The sequence below is a fragment of the Planktothrix sp. PLAVEN19ND genome, from assembly GCF_057220675.1.
Window position 1 is genome coordinate 2,755,082 of record NZ_CM170132.1, and the last position, 16,646, is coordinate 2,771,727.

Below are 16,646 nucleotides of genomic sequence, written 5' to 3' on the forward strand. Positions count from 1 at the left end.
TCCGTTTATTATACAGAATAAAGCCAGAAAATAGGCAACCCGAAAACAGGTAGAGACGCCATATCTAACGCCTCTACACAACGGTGGGATCTGTACTATTTTTTATTCATCTGAGGTAAAATACCGTTCTAGGAAATCTAAGGCATAATTCCGCAATTCATAATATTCTGAAGATTCTCGCAATTCATGGCGATCTCGCGGATGGGGAAAGGGTACATCCAAGATTTCTCCAATATTAGCATGGGGGCCATTAGTCATCAAAACAATTCGATCAGACATATAAATTGCCTCATCCACATCATGGGTAATCATCATTACCGCTTGACGATTTTGTTCCCAAATATCTAAAACTTGTTTTTGTAATTTTCCACGAGTTAACGCATCTAACGCCCCAAAAGGTTCATCCATTAATAACATTTTAGGCTGAATTGATAAAGCCCGTGCAATTCCCACCCGTTGTTTCATTCCTCCAGAAATTTCATGGGGATATTTATTGGCGGCTGCGGTTAAATTCACCATGGAAATATGTTCATTCACTAAACTAATTTTTTCGGCTGAGGAGAGATTTTTTAACACTTCATCGACCGCTAGACGGATATTTTCTCGAACTGTTAACCAAGGTAATAAAGAATAACTTTGAAAGATCATCATCCGATCTGAACCCGGTTTACGAATTTCTTTGCCTTCTATTTTCACAGAACCTGATGTGGCTTTTTCCAACCCTGCTACTATTTTTAATAGGGTTGACTTGCCACAACCGGAATGACCAACAACCGAGATAAATTCATCTTCACCAATTGTTAGATTAATCTGATCTAAAACGACAAATTCTCCGCCGTTAGGATTAGGATAAGACTTAACTAAATTTTCAATCGTTAAAAATTCAGTTGGGTTTAAAGTAGAACCTGGGGTTGACATTGAAGTGGGAAATTGTTTCATATTAACCTCAAAAGATATTCAAGATAAACTAAGATAAAAAGAAAGATTGAGGACGATTAGCCCGAATTTCAAAACTGTTAAGATAACCCACTGGATCGCTGGGATCAAAGGCTTTTTTATCAATAAAAAATTCAGCAGGTTCGACTTTATAATCCTCCTTCGGACATTTAATTCCCATTTCGTTGGCAATCTCCCTGTATAAATCCGTTCGCCAAGCTTTCTGAGCTTTTTGTTCCGCATCTTTGGGAATTTCTTTAATTTGTCCCCAACGAGCCGCTTGTGTCATTAACCAAAGACTTTGAGACTGCCATAAAAATGTGGAATGATTGCCCGATATTTGAGATAAATCAGGGGGTAAATCATAAAAAACAGTGGTGTAGGGATTAGAAATAATTCGGGGTTGGTTATCAAATCCGCCGTAATTATAATCCCCCACAAGTGCAGGTCGAGTAAACTTATCAATAGCTCCTTTTTTCGGTTTTGCCCCCGTATAAGAAGGGTCAGTAATCAGTTGAGCAACTTCCGCCCGATTTGCCGGATCACTGCAATATTGACAAGCTTCAATCATGGCTTTGACTAAACTGCGATAGGTCTTAGGATTTTCATTAATAAAAGACTCCATGACACCTAATAGTCTATCGGGGTGTCCATGCCAAATTTCATGACCTTGGGCGCAGGTAAAACCCACTCCTTCATTCCCTGTAATGGCGCGAGTATTCCAAGGTTCAGCGACCATATAAGCTTGCATGGCGCCAATTCTAATATTGTTTACCATTTGGGGTGGCGGAATAATAATAATCCGAAATTCTTGCATCGGATCAACTCCCGCAGCCGCCGATAAATAGCGGGCAAAATATTCATAAATCGCTGAACTTAAAACAACAGCCCAGATGCGTTGTTCAGGAGGCAAAGCATCAAAATAACCTCGAAAATCTCGCCCAAATTCTTCTAAATTGCCGTTATATTCATGCCAAGGACGTAAGCCATAATCCCACATGGCTTTATTCATCGTCATGGCGTTTCCATGGCGGTGAATGGTCATCGCCGCACACAAGGGGGCTTTTCGTGCGCCTTCTGCCCCAATACGGGCATTTGTCACCGCCCCAGAAACGACGGGAGAGGCATCTAAACGGCCGAAAATAATGCCATCACGGGAATTAGCCCAACTCGCCTCACGGGACAAATTAACATTAAGTCCGTATTTGTGGAAAAATCCCTTTTCATAAGCAATAGCAAAGGGCGCGCAATCATTAACAGGAACGTAACCAACAGTAATATTGCGTTTTTCTAAAGTTTTGGGATCAACAACGGGTTCAACGGCTAAGGCGGCTTCAGATAATTGAGATACGGGAGGTTTACCAACATTGCAGGAATACAACGCCATCCCCGTCGCCGTCAGTCCCATTCCTTGTAAAAATTGACGTCGGGTAGTCATATTGATTTTAGGTTTTAGAGGGAATTTCTATTGAATTAAACTCATGATGCTGCTCGACGATGGGTAACTAAAACTTGTATTCGACCCAAACCGTAATCGAGTAATAATCCGGTTATTCCGATGACAAATACCGCTAGGAATACTGAACTTAAATTCAAGCGATTCCATTGATCCCAAACAAAGAATCCAATCCCAACTCCTCCGGTTAACATTTCAACAGCAACAATCACTAACCAAGCAATCCCTAAACTAATCCGTAATCCCGTAAAAATGTAGGGTAAACTGGCGGGTAAAATAATTTTAATCACCCGTTTCCATGGGGGCATTTCTAATACCCTGGCTACGTCTAAATAATCGGGATTAACGCTGGCAACCCCTAACGCTGTATTGATAATCGTCGGCCATAAAGAAGTAATAAAAATTACGAAAATGGCGGAGGGTTCTGCTAAGTTAAAAATGGCTAAAGCAATGGGCAACCAAGCTAAGGGAGAAACGGGTTTAAAAATCTGAACTAAGGGATTTAAGGCTAAAAAAGCCGGGCGTGACATTCCAATTAAAAACCCTAATGGAATTGCTACTACAGCCCCTAATAAAAACCCTAAGATCACCCTGCGTAAACTGGCAATTAACAGCCAACCTAATCCTAAATTACCCGGCCCTTTTCTGAAAAAAGGATTTGCATATTCTCGGCTATCTATTAAAGCTTCTAAAGGGGTTGGCATTAAGTCTGTGAGGAAAGTTGCCACAAACCACCACAGAAGAATTACGCCTAAAAATCCTAACGTTGGTAACACAAACGTATCCCTAAGTAAGATAGGCTTGGTTTTTTTCCAGGCTATCTGTCCGGCGACCGCTAGGGTCGCAAGATTTAATTGTAAAAACATTAATTTTCCTCAGAGTCTAGGTCAGTGAATGCGAAGAAAAAAGATACTGGCCTGGAACACTGATCTTGTCAGATTATCAATAATTCTGACTGTTTCAGTCTCCTCCCAATGCCTACGGAGTTAGCTGACGGGCTGGGGTTGAGAGATACCCTTCTCTTTATTATTTATCAAAAGAGATTAGCCCCAAAAATTTGGTTCCCCCGTTCTTGCTGACGGTTGTTTGTCAATAGCAAGACTCGGCTGACTTCTTCGCTTATGGTTGACTACGAAGTTAACACATTATTTTCCAAGTTGCAAGGGTGAAATTAAAATTTTCTGTATCTTCTCTAATAATCTTTGGTGATCTGTAAAATAGGAATTGTTGAATTATAAGGTTTCGGCTTGATTTGCCTTCATGAATTAACTAGAATGGTTCTATCTTGAGGAATAAGTAATCCTATGGAGTAATTAATGATCCTGACTATTCAGAAAATTATTATACAAACAGAGTATTATTTATTATTTGTTAACAGGGAAAAAAGGTTCCGATTTTCTTCCCTGGTTTGGGTAATTTTTGCTGAACTAGAACAGGACTGCTGATCATGGATTAGGATTAAAAACCAACCTCTAACATATCTATTCCTGATGGACGAACATCTCCTCTCATTCCATCATTAAAAGTATTATTTGGGCGGGAAAAAGAATTTGAATCAATGGGTTTAAGTGGGTTCAAAGTTGGATTAACCATCTCATCCAAATATTCTTGATTATATTCAAAGGGTTGATCGGATTCTGGCCCCCCAAAAGGGAATACTAAACGATCAGGGTCTCGTCCAATTGTTAGTTCTTCTGGCCTTCCTAAATCCTGGGCGTAACCTCCAGGAAGTTCAGCCGTCTGTAAAGTAGGAATTGCAAATTCAGTTCCAGTTAAATCTGCATTCAACAGATTTGAACCTTCTAATTGAGCTTGAACTAAATTAGCATTAGTTAAATTAGCATTACTAAGGTTAGCATGATTAAATTCAGTCTGATTTAAAAACGCGCCCTCTAGGTTGGCAGATGTTAAGTTTGCTCCGGTTAAATCTGCACCTTCTAAATTGATATTAGCTAGGTTTGCACCCGTAAGGTTAGCATCTCGTAAATCAACACCAATCAAATGAGCACCGCTTAAATTAGCTCCTCTCAAATCACACCCTTGACAGAACCGGGTTTCTAATAATTGTTTAAGATCATTAGGATTTTGTGAATAGGCTGGAGTCGTCACTCCTAAACCGAGTAGAAGCACTGTGGCGGCTCCAAAAACTGCTGTGGATAGAATTTTCATAACTTTATCCTCCGCTTCGGCCACCGAAAAACTACACCTAATAGTTTTCGTTTTTCTTATTATAGCAAGAGGCAATAGGGAATGGGCAATGGGCAATAGGTAAATACTTACTATAAGTAGCTTTTAGCTTTCAAGAATGTCCTAATAGATGTGGCAACTGCTATATAAGCCCAATCAAAGTCTAAATCCCCAACCCATTAAGAAAAGTTAATAAAAGAAAAAGCGATCGCACTTTTGATAAGTTGGAGAGCGATCGCTAACTTTGAAAAAACGATACTTAATCAATCCGTTTAAATCCTACTAAGCTAAAGCCGGAACTTTCAAACTCAAATGGGGATAGAGGGGAAAGCGATCGCACAAATTCGCCACCCGTTGACGACAAACTTCACCGATCCCTTCATCTTCAGGGTTGAGCAGACGATCTGCAATAATATTCCCAATTTCGATAAATTCCGTTTCTCCCATCCCCCGGGTGGTCATAGCCGGAGAACCCAACCGTAAACCACTGGTGACAAAGGGAGATTCAGGATCAAAGGGAACAGTATTTTTATTCGCCGTAATATTAACTTCAGTAACCAGTTGATCAGCCCGTTTTCCAGTCATATTCACCGACCGTAAATCTACTAACATCAAATGATTATCCGTACCACCGGAGACAATTTTTAAGCCTCGGTTTTGTAACTGAGTAGCCAGGGCCTTCGCATTAGCAATCACTTGACCCGAATAGGTAGAAAATTCCGGTTTCAGGGCTTCCCCAAAGGCAACAGCTTTCCCCGCAATAACGTGTTCTAGGGGGCCACCTTGACTGCCAGGGAAAACAGCTTTATCCAATTTTTTGCCCAGTTCGGCATCCCGACTTAAAATCAATCCACCCCGGGGCCCTCTCAAGGTTTTGTGAGTAGTGGTGGTGACCACATCACAGTAGGGAATCGGGTTAGGATGATGACCCGTTGCCACTAACCCGGCAATATGGGCAATATCGGCCATTAAATAGGCCCCGACTTCATCAGCAATCGCCCTGAATTTCTCAAAATCAATAATTCGAGGATAGGCCGAATACCCACAAATGAGCATTTGGGGTTTATGCTGTTTGGCCAGTTCTAAAATCAAGTCATAATCCAGTTGTTCGGTTTCCGGGCTAACCCCATAATGACAGGCTTTAAACCATTTACCAGAGACATTGACCGGAGAACCATGGGTTAAATGTCCCCCATGGGATAAGTCCATCCCCATGATCGTGTCACCTGGTTTGAGCATCGCCAGGAACACCGCAAAGTTAGCTTGAGCTCCCGAATGGGGTTGAACATTGGCACTGGCGGCTCCGAACAGTTGTTTGGCGCGCTCAATGGCTAATTGTTCGATGCCATCGACAAATTCACAACCGCCGTAGTAGCGTTTTTTGGGAAGCCCTTCGGCGTATTTATTGGTGAGCACCGACCCTTGGGCTGCCATTACCGCCGCCGAGGTAAAGTTTTCACTGGCAATTAATTCTAGGTGTTCCCGTTGACGACAGAGTTCATGCTGAATCAGATCAGCAATGACGGGATCAGTTTCAGATAAGATTTCTAGGTTAGACCGACTCACAATAAAATTCCTCTTAATTAGACAATTTGATCACCGATTTAAACGGATTAGGATTATCCCTGATTTTAAATCATAACTTTACTGTGCTGATGGTTGATTCCAAAATTGTATTAAGTTGTGACTCATTTAGCCGAATCCCCTACAACTATCGACTTAAAATGGAAATATAGTTGGGCGTCTGTCGGAGGAATCATTATGCTAGTCATCTTGATGGATAACCAGATACTTGCTTCTCAACAAGTTTGTCAGGGATGTTTATTAGCCGATCAAAGCGGTCAACCTCGTTGGAGAGGGGGGCAGTTGTCCTGTGGGCATTTAGTTCGTCCCTCCATCAACAATCAACCGAGTCAGTACGAGTGTCAGATGGGCTTCCGCATCGCTAATATTCAGTGAGATCAAGACCTGATTACAGGTACAGTCTAGGCTTCTAAGAATCAATTCCCGGCTTTTCTTCCTAACATCCGACCCCAATCTCTGGGACTGCGCTATCCTGGGTTTAAGAGATACTCAGGAGAATTGGTTATGACTTGGCGCGGAACCACGACAGTACGCGATCGCATTTTTGCCGCCCTACCCTATCTACTGCCTTTAATGGATGGGTTGCCCTTTGGACGCTTTTTATTCCAACAGTTTCCAGTTTTACAAATTATTACATTGCCTGTTATTCCTTTGATTTTCCTTTATCAATACATTCCTTTCGCTGGATTTGTTGTGTTTATCGGCCTGTATATGTTAGTGGTTCGCAATGAAAATATTCCCCATTTCATCCGATTTAATACAATGCAAGCCATTCTGATTGACATTGTTCTGATTTTATGCACGTTAGTGTTCCAGGTATTCGGCAGTATTCTTTTACAAGGATTTGTCGGTCAAACCCTTTACAACATGATATTTCTGGGGCTTTTAGCAGTATTTTTCTATTCTGTGATTCAGTCTTTATCTGGGAAATATGCAGAAATTCCCACAATTTCTGATGCTGTTTATATGCAAGTTCGGTAATAGGGAATGGGGAATGGGGAACTTTACCCTCTGGGTTTGAGCATCCGTTGATGTCCTAATCGTGGGTTGCGAGACTACTATTAACGTAAATTGTCACCCTAAACCTGATACAATCAGAGATCCTTGCTTCTGAATCCAGAAGCCCCGTTGTCCACAAGGAGAATCACAGCATGAAGCCTTTTGTTTACGAAACGATGTATATTCTGCGCCCCGATCTCAATGATGAGCAAGTTGGTCAGTCTATTGGCAAATACGAAAACATTCTTAAAGAGCAAGGCGGACAGAATATCAAAATTCAAAATCGAGGTAAACGACGTCTAGCCTATGACATTGACAAGCATCGGGAAGGCGTTTACGTTCAAATGAATTATGAAGGCCCTGGGGCTCAGATCGCTATTTTGGAAAGAGCTATGCGAATTAGCGATGAGGTGATTCGTTATCTGACTATCAAGGAAGAAGTAACGGTCGAACCTGTCGAAGCCACGGAAGCGGAACCCGAATCTCAAGAGGCTGAATAGATTAAGAACACAGTAGAGACTCTCCCTGGAACATCTCTACTGTGTTCTTCCTCTACTCCGTTTTTTTCACCCTTGCCGATTCGGAATACTAAGAGTATTTTAAGAGTAAATATAAAGAATAAATTTATAGGAGCCGTTAATCATCGTGAGCCAAGCTAAAAGTCAAACGCCACAGGATTTACAAGCTGAAGTTACTCGTTTGAACGAGGAGCTACAAATGCGGGAGCAGTTGATTCAACAGTTATCCCAGGAACTTTTCCGTTTGGTAAAAGGGGATGCTAACTTATTACCAAGCCCGGAGGTTTCTGAACGTCATCAAGTGCAAATGGTGGCCTTGCGCGAACAACTGCAAGAGATGGAGCAGCAAGTTAAGTTTTATCAAGGACAAATAGCCGAACGAGATACGGAAGCCTATCAACTCAGACAGTCAGTGGAGGAGTTAACAGACCGTTCTCGAATGTTGGAACAGGTCGTCCAGGAGTTACCCGGAGTATACCGTCAGAAGTTCTCAGAACGTCTGAACGAAGTCATGGAAAAAGTTGAATTACTTCAACGGGAAAATAAACAACTCCATGCGGAATTACAAAGTGTCAGCTATCGTTTAGCCCAGAAAAGTCGCCGTCCCAGTGGCTTGGATTTACCCAGTTTTCAGAATCGAGGTTCGGGCTCTGTTGAGATTCCCACCTTGGGTAATGCTTGATTATTGATAGCTTAAAAATTATCCCCTATTAAAGTTTAAGAGGTTGTTCCCGATTAGGAATAGCCTCTTAAGTGTTTTTTATTGATATCAATAGATTCTGTAAATACTTTCGCCTGTTCCAACACTAACTCTGTAGCTAACGCCTGCATATCCGGGGGATAACCATACTGGCGTAGTAAGCGTTTAACCATCACCTTCATTCTAGCTCTAACACTTTCTTTCAAATTCCAATCAATTGTCACATTCTGCCGAATTCTCTGCACTAAAACGATCGCTAATTCTCGTAATTGTTCAACCCCCATCACTTCCGTTGCACTTTCATTTTGAGCCAGGGCATCATAAAATGCTAATTCATAGGGTTCTAACTTCAATTCTTCCCCCCGTTGATTTGCCGCTTGGGTATCCTTAGCAATTCCTAATAATTCCTGAATAATATCTGTTACACTAATCACTTGATTTTGATAACGACGCAAGGATTCCTCTAACATTTCTGCTAGTTTGCGACTTTGAACAATATTCGTCCGACTTCTCGCTTTAACCTCATCTTTCAATAAACGAGTTAACAGTTCAACAGCTAAATTTTTATGTTCCATACCCTGCACTTCTGCCATAAATTCATCAGAAATAATAGAAATATCAGGGTTTTTAATTCCAGCCTCATCAAAAATATTAATCACCGCACTGGAAACCAGCGCCTGGTCTACCACTTGACGAATGGCGGTTTCAATTTCAATATTACTCACGCCCCCATCACTGATTTCTAACTTTTTGAGACTGGCTAAAATGGCTTGAAAAAAAGATACTTTTTCCGCTTTTTGCAGGGCTTCAGGATGGGGAACTGCCAGAGAAAACGCTTTAGAAAGGGCAACAACCCCATTTTGAAATCGAGTTTTACGGGTCGGGTCAGCAATATAATTTGTGGCGGTTTTTAACAGATTTAGTTTTTCTCCGGTGGACGCTGTAAAATAATCTTGATAAGAGCAACCCGCCATAATTTGTTCCACAATTTCTAACTTAGTTAAGAAAATATTAACGGCTTCTTCTTGATTAATAAAAAGACTACCTTTGCCCCCGCTTTGAGAATAAAAGGAAAGGGCTTTTTTTAGTTCATGGGCTAATCCCAAATAATCAACAATCAATCCCCCCATTTTCTCAAAATAAACTCGATTAATTCGGGCGATCGCTTGCATTAAATTATGGGCTTTTAACCCTTTATCAATATACATGGTATGCAAACAAGGCGCGTCAAAACCAGTTAACCACATATCACAAACAATGACTAATTCTAGGGAATTATCGGGGTCTTTCAGACGTTGGGCGAGAATTTGACGGTCTTTTTTATTAGTATGATGTTTAACCAGTTTTTCCTCATCGGAGGCGGCGGCCGTCATCACTACTTTAATATTGCCATTGTGGAGATTATCACTGTGCCAGTCAGGACGCAATTTAACAATATTCTCGTAAAGATCAGCAGCAATACGACGACTCATGGTGACAATCATTCCTTTACCCCGGTTAACAGTTTGTCGGTGTTCAAAGTGGGTAATAATATCCTCAGCAATGGTTTTTAACCGCTTAGTAGAAACGATAATAGCTTCTAATTGGGTTTGATTTGCTTTAGCTTTTTGAGTGGTGCTGAGGTCTTCATATTGCAGATCATCATCTAGTTCATCGAGGAGTTTTTTTCCTTTTTCATCTAGGTGTACTTTCACTAACCGACTTTCATAATAAATGGGAACCGTTGCCCCATCTTTTACCGCTTGAGCGATATCATAAATATCAATATAATTCCCAAAAACCGCCGGGGTATTTTTATCAGTTTGTTCGACGGGAGTTCCGGTAAACCCGACAAAAATAGCATGGGGGAAAGCATCCCGAATATACTTAGCAAAGCCATATTTAGTTTGTTTCCCAATAACATTTCCTGCCGTATCTTTGAGGTTAATTTGTTTAGCTTTTAAGCCATATTGACTGCGGTGGGCTTCATCTGCTAAGATAATAATATTAGAGCGATCGCTAATTCTAAGATAAGGAGTTTCGTCATTTTCGGGAGAAAATTTTTGTACCGTTGTAAATATAATCCCCCCAGAATCAACAGTTAAAAGTTCTCTAACTTGGGCGCGATTTTCCGCTTGTTTTGGGTCTTGGCGGAGCAGTTGACGACATCCGGCAAAGGTATCAAAGAGTTGGTCATCTAAATCATTTCTATCGGTTAAAACTACCACCGTCGGGTTATTGAGTTTTAAGACTAATTTTCCAGTTAAAAAAACCATGGTCAGAGATTTACCGCTGCCTTGGGTATGCCAAATCACACCTCCTTTAGCATCTTTCCGGCTCACTGCTCCTAGAACAGATTCAAAGGCTTTATTAACAGCATAATATTGATGGTAAGCGGCAATTTTTTTAATGGTTTGTAGGGTTGTTACTTGGGTTTCAGGATTAACAAATTTAATTTTTTCAAAGACTGAAAAATGACGGATAAAGTCGAGGAGGGTGGTTTTATTCAGGATACCGTTTGTTAAAATCTCTAATTCATTGCGGTTAGGGTCTTGTTCACCGTTGGGGTTTTTCCAAGTCAGAAAACGGTTAAAATCCGCCGAAAGTGAACCCGCCCGAGCTTCTAAACCATCGGAAATAATTAATAAAGCATTATAATTAAATAAACTCGGAATTTCTCGTTTATAGGTTTGTAATTGCTGATAAGCAGCTTTTAGATTTGCTTTAGAATCAGCAGCATTTTTTAGTTCAATAACAACTAAAGGTAAACCATTAATAAATAAAATAATATCCGGTCGGCGGTTGTGGTTATCTTCAATAACGGTATATTGATTAACGGCTAAGAATTGGTTATTTTCAGGATGGTTAAAGTCAATTAACCAAACCTTACCGCCTCTGGTTTCTCCCTGCCATTGATATTCAATATCGATGCCTTCTGTTAGGTATTTATGGAAGGTTTCGTTATTATTGAGTAGGTCAGGGGTGCTCAGAGTTGTAATTTGTAGAAATGCTTGTTCTCTAGCTTCTAAGGGAATATGGGGGTTAAGTTTTGTGATGGCGTTTTGTAATCTATCTTTTAACAGGATATCACTAAAACTTTCCCGTTCGGGGTGTTGACCTTCGGGTTCAATATCATGACCGTTTCGATAATTATAACCGAGATTTTCAAGTAGTTCTAGGTTGTAAAGTTCGATTTCGTCTTCCGTGGTAAATGCCATAATTTAAGATTATATTTGATCGAGAAAGCGGGCAAAGTTTAGAAATTTTTCTGTAGTTTAATCATTGTTTTCTTGTGCTTGGATTTTTTCATAAAGACTATCAACGGTTTCTCCAGCAAAGAGTTTGTTTTTGAGTTGGGAATATTCCCCACTTCCTAAGTTACAAATTGCCCAAAAACGGCTGATTTTAGAAGGGTCTAAATTTTCGATTAAAATATTAAAGACTTCTTCTATAATTTGTTGGTCGTTGTTAAGATTAATTTTCATTATCTAACTCCTCGATAAAATTAATAGGATTAATAGCTGGGATGGCTAGGGCTTCACAACGGTTGAGTAGTCGTTTATCACAAGTGATAAAATAATTACTTTTTGAAGATTCAAAACTAGCAACGTGAAGGGCATCTATGGGCTTTATGCCTTGTGTTTCTAGTTGTTTTGCTCTTTGCCTGATGGTTTCATTTAGAGGTTGAAATAGACTGGCTTTGGTGAGGTATTTCTTAATAGCTGTTTGGATGATAAGAACTGGGTTTTTCTGATTTTCATATTCTAATACTGATGAGTTTACGGATTCTATCTGTTGGGTTTCTATTAAATTAAGGATGATTAGGACAGCTTGAGTCTCTAGGTATATTTTAGCTTGAGTTTGGTCATCATAAGGGCGATTATATACACTGGTATCTAAATATATTCTCATGGTTTTACTCCTCCTCTATTATACTCTCACCTTCCTTAACCCTAATAGGATATTATGTTCAAAATCTACGATATAAAAACAAATATTATCGCCATTTTGATAAATCTAATCGGTTTTAGATTGCTACGGCTTCAAGTTCTAAGCGATAGTGATAAAGAACCATTAACTGATGTTCACTTAGGGTTTCTATGGCATAAGCTCTGCCTGTATCATCGCTAAATTCAACCTCAAAAACTCCGGGTTCATATTCTTCAACAATTGTGCCAACTTGTCCTCGATAAAGTTCTAATTCTGGTAAGTTTTCTAATAAAGCCACAACATCTAAAAGTTTCATTTTCAGTTCTCCTTAAAGAATGTAACAAGTTACTAAGCGGGGGATTTGTTCGTTATTTCTAATTATCCAAACGCTATGGATAATAGCGGTTTTGTTTTCCCGTGTGAGCAGAAAATCAATAATATATTTTTGTCCATAAGTGTTAGTTTTATCTGGGATAGCATCATAGGTTTTGACTGCAAATAAAAGCGCGTTTTTTAGTTCGTCTAGGTTGTCAAGCGTTAAGTTTAAAGCAGATTTGAAGACACGGGCTTTATGTTTTCCCTCTGAATGATTAGGGTTGAGGGAATAACCCGCTAGTTTCTGTTCATCAATAATTGCATTTTCAGGATTGGGTAGTTTCATTTTACCTCCTCTATCATACTTTCTGCTTCCTTAATCCTAATTTGACCACTCATTAATTTAGGTAATAGAGCGTCACGGGTTTTAGTTAGAGTTTGAATTTGTTGCTGATTAGAGCTTGTTTTCCAAAATAAAGGACGACATATTTTTTGATAGTTTTTAATTGTCTGAATATCTGGAATAGCTAATTTATAATTTGCTATAACATCATTTGGGATTCTCTGACGACCTGATGAGCCAGTCATATTTTTTACAGCAAAATCTCGAAAATATGGACTACGGGCAAGAGGATAAATATATTCAGAACAGCAATTTTCTTTAGCTCTTAAAACTATAAATTCAGTTGAACCGAAAGCAACCTCTCCATCATCTAAGATACTTACAAAAGCTGTTTTTCCATTTTCCAAACAAGGCGTAATTCTTGCTAGTAGTGTATCTTGGTTTCTAAATTTACTGCCAGATGTAAATTCTCTAGTTACATAGTCTGTAATTTCCATACTTGAAGTAGACAATGCTCTCATGTCTACATATTTTACAATTGCACCAGTTTTAATTGATTCTCTGGGGTTGACTATTATTAATTCTTCTAATTTCCCAACACGCCACCCTTCGGGAATATCCCCCAACTCAGAAGCAACCATCGCCCCACCGGATGATTTATAAGGTTTGCCGTCATCGTTGGGAAATTCAAAGTCAATAAACCAATGCTTAAAGAGTGTTTGCGCGATGGTTTCTAGGGTTTCGTTTTGGCGGCGGAGGTTGTCTATTTTGTTGTCGAGACAGGATAATATGTCAGCTATTTGTTTTTGTTCTTTCTCACTTGGAAGTATTATCTTGAGTCTCCCAAGCATCTCGTTATTTAAACTTGCTCTTGTAGAAGCAGAAGACATTGCTGTTACTTCGCTTCTAAACCTAGAAGTGCGAAAATAATACCCTGCATATTCAGGTACAATCACAAAATTGTTGTTCGGACGCAATCTCTTAGTAAATCCATTAAACGTCGCATTTTCATAATCTTTTAAGGCAACACAACTCATACCTAATTCTTTTACAGTCTCGCTAGTGCGAGTTAGGAATACATCACCTCTTTTTATTGAAAAACTTTCTCGTTCCTTATCTGTTGATTCGACAAGTTCTGATAAACTTTCTGGAATAAAAAAGTTATTAAATACGTCTTTAAAGGACAGAAAAGGAAACCCAGAACCAAAATCTTTAGCTGGTTTTGATATCCCAGAACAAATACTATAGGCTTCGTTTAAATAAACTTCTCTCCACTCACTCATAACTCAAACCTCACCTTCACTAACATTAAACCAATTCTCTATTCTCAACCCATCAAAATATTGAAAATCAGAAATTAACCTCTCGACCTGGACTACGATCTCTTAAATTAGCAAAATCTTCATCCGTAAAAACAATTTCTTCTTGTTCCATCTGCTCACGGAATCGCAAGGTCATTTCCCAAAAGTTTTCTTGATTAGTATTATTTATATTTTGTTGATATTTTCTTTTTTTTACAAGAATATCCAACAAAGAATCCTGTTCATCTTCTGATAAATTCTCAAAAGACTCGACTATTTCTAGTACGTTCATAACTTAACCTCCCCTGTAAAACTGGTAATACCCACTTAATCGCTACATTGGCATCAATTACCCACTTAACCACGTTGTCGATCCTCTCGCAATATTTCCGTACTATCACTAAAAACCTTGCTACCATAAAACCTCCTTAATGCCCTGAACTAAAGTTCGGGCTAAAAGCCGAAGTCATCTAAAGATGACTCAAAACTGGTCTTGATTAACCCGTTTTAACGGGTTTAAGCTTTTAGCCTGAAATTTATTTCAAGGCTTTTCTAAGATGCGAATACGGGTCTTTAACCCGCGTAGGCGGGTTTTGTCTGTATAGCCACGAATTATATTCGCTGGATGCGAAACGGGTATAGCCATCATCAAAGTCATAGCTCAAACCCGACCTTAGCTAACTGCTTTTTAATCTCCTGATCTAAAAGCTGACCCTCGCGCATTTGCTCACCTAAAGCCATTGTAAGATAACTCATCCTATCCTCAAAGCTCACCTCATCCTCCACCTCATCAGGAATCCCCACATAACGCCCTGGAGTTAACACAAACTTGTGTTTTTCAATGTCTTCTAAAGTTGCTGATTTACAGAAACCCTTAATATCCTGATAATTGCCATTTTTCCGCTTCCATTCATGGTAAGTTGTAGCAATATTCTTAACATCAGTATCCGTTAAAGTGCGGTTTCTCCGGTTAATCATTTCTCCCAATTCGGAACCATCAATAAATAATACTTCTCCCTGGCGATCGCGATTTTTATTACCGTTTTTATAACGACTCAAAAACCATAAACAAGCCGGGATTCCCGTATTATAAAATAACTGTGTTGGGAGCATCACAATACAATCTACTAAATCCTGTTCGACTAATTTCTGCCTAATCTCTCCCTCCCCACTGGTATTAGAAGAAAGCGAACCATTCGACAACACAAACCCCGCGCTTCCCGTTGGGGCTAAATGATAAAGGAAATGTTGTACCCAAGCAAAGTTAGCGTTACCGACTGGAGGAACCCCGTATTTCCAGCGTCCATCATTTCTTAACAGTTCTCCGCCCCAATCACTATCATTAAAAGGCGGATTAGCAATAATAAAATCTGCTTTTAAATCCGGGTGAGCATCATTCAGAAAAGACCCTTCATTGTTCCATTTAATATTAGATGAATCAATCCCCCGAATCGCTAAATTCATCTTACATAATCGATAGGTCGTTTCGTTGCTTTCCTGTCCATAAATCGAAATATTATCTAACTGCCCCTGATGATTAGCAACAAACTTCTCACTTTGAACAAACATTCCCCCCGAACCACAGCAAGGATCAAATACCCGCCCGTTGTACGGTTCCAACATTTCTACTAATAATTTAACAATCGGTTCTGGGGTGTAGAACTGTCCGCCCTTCTTCCCTTCTTCTAGGGCAAATTGTCCTAAAAAATATTCATAAACCCGCCCTAAAACATCCGCTTGCTGTAGCTTTCTAACGTTCTGTTCTAAGTCTAACTCTAACTGTGATGATGACGTTTTCTTCTCACTAACTAACTTAAAACTCCCGATTAAATCAATTAACCCGCCTAAGGATGTTTTATCTAAGTTTTGTTTGGCGTAAACCTTAGATAACACCCCTCTTAACCCTGGATTTTCCTGTTCAATGGCAATCATCGCCTCGTCAACATATTTCCCGATTTCTGGCTGTTTGGCTTGGGCTTGTAGAGATGACCAACGGGCTTTTTCAGGCACAAAAAAGACGTTTTCCGCTAAATATTCGTTTTTATCTTCGGGGTCTACTTGGGCGTATTCTCCCTCGCCTTTAATAAATTTATGGTGCAATTCTTCAAAGGAATCAGAAATATATTTAAGGAAAATTAACCCTAGAACAACGTGCTTATATTCGGCTGCATCCATATTTTTTCGCAGCTTATCAGCAGATTTCCAAAGCTTCTGTTCTAAGGTTCCGTTGTCTTGAGTTTTACTATTACTGGTTTTCGCCATTATTACCCTAACTTACCATGGAGATTGGTTCAGCTTCCAATTTCAGTTGCTTGTCAAACCTCAGTCTAAGGGTTCATTGACAAATATTGCCAGAATTTTGGCATTAATTCGGCTCTACCCCATCAATAGATTACGG

17 protein-coding genes and 1 riboswitch are annotated in these 16,646 nt (G+C 39.6%); of the genes, 4 read left to right on the forward strand and 13 right to left on the reverse strand.

The window, feature by feature from the left end:
* Positions 1–102: 102 nt before the first annotated feature.
* The 5 genes from AC2D3N_RS12070 to glyA form a co-directional block, all read right to left on the reverse strand.
* Positions 103–939, reverse strand: a complete 837-nt coding sequence (locus tag AC2D3N_RS12070; RefSeq protein WP_484693703.1) for an ABC transporter ATP-binding protein — start codon at positions 937–939, stop codon at positions 103–105.
* 28 nt (positions 940–967) lie between these two features.
* Positions 968–2,374: an ABC transporter substrate-binding protein gene (locus tag AC2D3N_RS12075; RefSeq protein WP_484693704.1), complete on the reverse strand. Its 1,407-nt coding sequence runs from the start codon at positions 2,372–2,374 to the stop codon at positions 968–970.
* Between the two features lie 41 nt (positions 2,375–2,415).
* Positions 2,416–3,258 (reverse strand): nitrate ABC transporter permease, encoded by an 843-nt coding sequence (ntrB, locus tag AC2D3N_RS12080; RefSeq protein ID WP_484693705.1) that lies wholly within the window; start codon positions 3,256–3,258, stop codon positions 2,416–2,418.
* Between the two features lie 94 nt (positions 3,259–3,352).
* A riboswitch (cyclic di-AMP (ydaO/yuaA leader) is annotated at positions 3,353–3,510 on the reverse strand.
* A gap of 340 nt (positions 3,511–3,850) precedes the next feature.
* Positions 3,851–4,561, reverse strand: a complete 711-nt coding sequence (locus AC2D3N_RS12085; protein WP_484693706.1) for a pentapeptide repeat-containing protein — start codon at positions 4,559–4,561, stop codon at positions 3,851–3,853.
* A 300-nt stretch (positions 4,562–4,861) separates the two neighbouring features.
* Positions 4,862–6,145 carry a serine hydroxymethyltransferase gene (gene glyA / locus AC2D3N_RS12090; protein ID WP_484693707.1) on the reverse strand — a complete coding sequence of 428 codons (1,284 nt, stop codon included), beginning with the start codon at positions 6,143–6,145 and terminating at the stop codon, positions 4,862–4,864.
* Between the two features lie 195 nt (positions 6,146–6,340).
* Here glyA and AC2D3N_RS12095 point away from each other — a divergent pair, with 195 nt between their 5' ends.
* The 4 genes from AC2D3N_RS12095 (at position 6,341) to AC2D3N_RS12110 (ending at position 8,362) form a co-directional block, all read left to right on the forward strand.
* The gene (locus AC2D3N_RS12095) at positions 6,341–6,538 is read left to right on the forward strand and encodes a hypothetical protein (protein WP_079677823.1); all 198 of its coding nucleotides are present in this window, start codon (positions 6,341–6,343) and stop codon (positions 6,536–6,538) included.
* 129 nt (positions 6,539–6,667) lie between these two features.
* A complete protein-coding gene (locus tag AC2D3N_RS12100) occupies positions 6,668–7,144 on the forward strand; it encodes a Tic20 family protein (protein ID WP_079677824.1) in 477 nt (158 codons plus the stop codon).
* Positions 7,145–7,314: 170 nt separating this feature from the next.
* Positions 7,315–7,662 (forward strand): 30S ribosomal protein S6, encoded by a 348-nt coding sequence (gene rpsF, locus AC2D3N_RS12105; RefSeq protein WP_079677825.1) that lies wholly within the window; start codon positions 7,315–7,317, stop codon positions 7,660–7,662.
* Between the two features lie 142 nt (positions 7,663–7,804).
* Positions 7,805–8,362 carry an Npun_F5560 family protein gene (locus AC2D3N_RS12110; protein ID WP_079677826.1) on the forward strand — a complete coding sequence of 186 codons (558 nt, stop codon included), beginning with the start codon at positions 7,805–7,807 and terminating at the stop codon, positions 8,360–8,362.
* A gap of 53 nt (positions 8,363–8,415) precedes the next feature.
* Here AC2D3N_RS12110 and AC2D3N_RS12115 read toward each other — a convergent pair whose 3' ends face one another.
* From AC2D3N_RS12115 to AC2D3N_RS12150, 8 genes are all read right to left on the reverse strand, one after another.
* Entirely contained in the window at positions 8,416–11,577 is a 3,162-nt protein-coding gene (locus tag AC2D3N_RS12115; protein WP_484693708.1) for a type I restriction endonuclease subunit R, read from the reverse strand.
* 57 nt (positions 11,578–11,634) lie between these two features.
* A complete protein-coding gene (locus AC2D3N_RS12120) occupies positions 11,635–11,844 on the reverse strand; it encodes a hypothetical protein (protein ID WP_484693709.1) in 210 nt (69 codons plus the stop codon).
* Complete coding sequence (locus AC2D3N_RS12125; protein WP_484693710.1) at positions 11,834–12,271, reverse strand: PIN domain-containing protein; 438 nt, start codon at positions 12,269–12,271, stop codon at positions 11,834–11,836. Before AC2D3N_RS12125 ends, AC2D3N_RS12120 begins: the two co-directional genes overlap by 11 nt.
* Before the next feature lie 115 nt (positions 12,272–12,386).
* The gene (locus AC2D3N_RS12130; RefSeq protein WP_079677830.1) at positions 12,387–12,605 is read right to left on the reverse strand and encodes a DUF4926 domain-containing protein; all 219 of its coding nucleotides are present in this window, start codon (positions 12,603–12,605) and stop codon (positions 12,387–12,389) included.
* A gap of 12 nt (positions 12,606–12,617) precedes the next feature.
* The gene (locus AC2D3N_RS12135; RefSeq protein ID WP_079677831.1) at positions 12,618–12,950 is read right to left on the reverse strand and encodes a DUF6883 domain-containing protein; all 333 of its coding nucleotides are present in this window, start codon (positions 12,948–12,950) and stop codon (positions 12,618–12,620) included.
* Positions 12,947–14,230: a restriction endonuclease subunit S gene (locus AC2D3N_RS12140; protein ID WP_484693711.1), complete on the reverse strand. Its 1,284-nt coding sequence runs from the start codon at positions 14,228–14,230 to the stop codon at positions 12,947–12,949. The genes AC2D3N_RS12135 and AC2D3N_RS12140 overlap by 4 nt, the downstream gene beginning before the upstream one ends.
* 67 nt (positions 14,231–14,297) lie before the next feature.
* Positions 14,298–14,540, reverse strand: a complete 243-nt coding sequence (locus AC2D3N_RS12145) for a hypothetical protein (RefSeq protein ID WP_484693712.1) — start codon at positions 14,538–14,540, stop codon at positions 14,298–14,300.
* A 362-nt stretch (positions 14,541–14,902) separates the two neighbouring features.
* Positions 14,903–16,510 (reverse strand): class I SAM-dependent DNA methyltransferase, encoded by a 1,608-nt coding sequence (locus tag AC2D3N_RS12150; RefSeq protein ID WP_484693713.1) that lies wholly within the window; start codon positions 16,508–16,510, stop codon positions 14,903–14,905.
* Positions 16,511–16,646 lie beyond the last annotated feature (136 nt).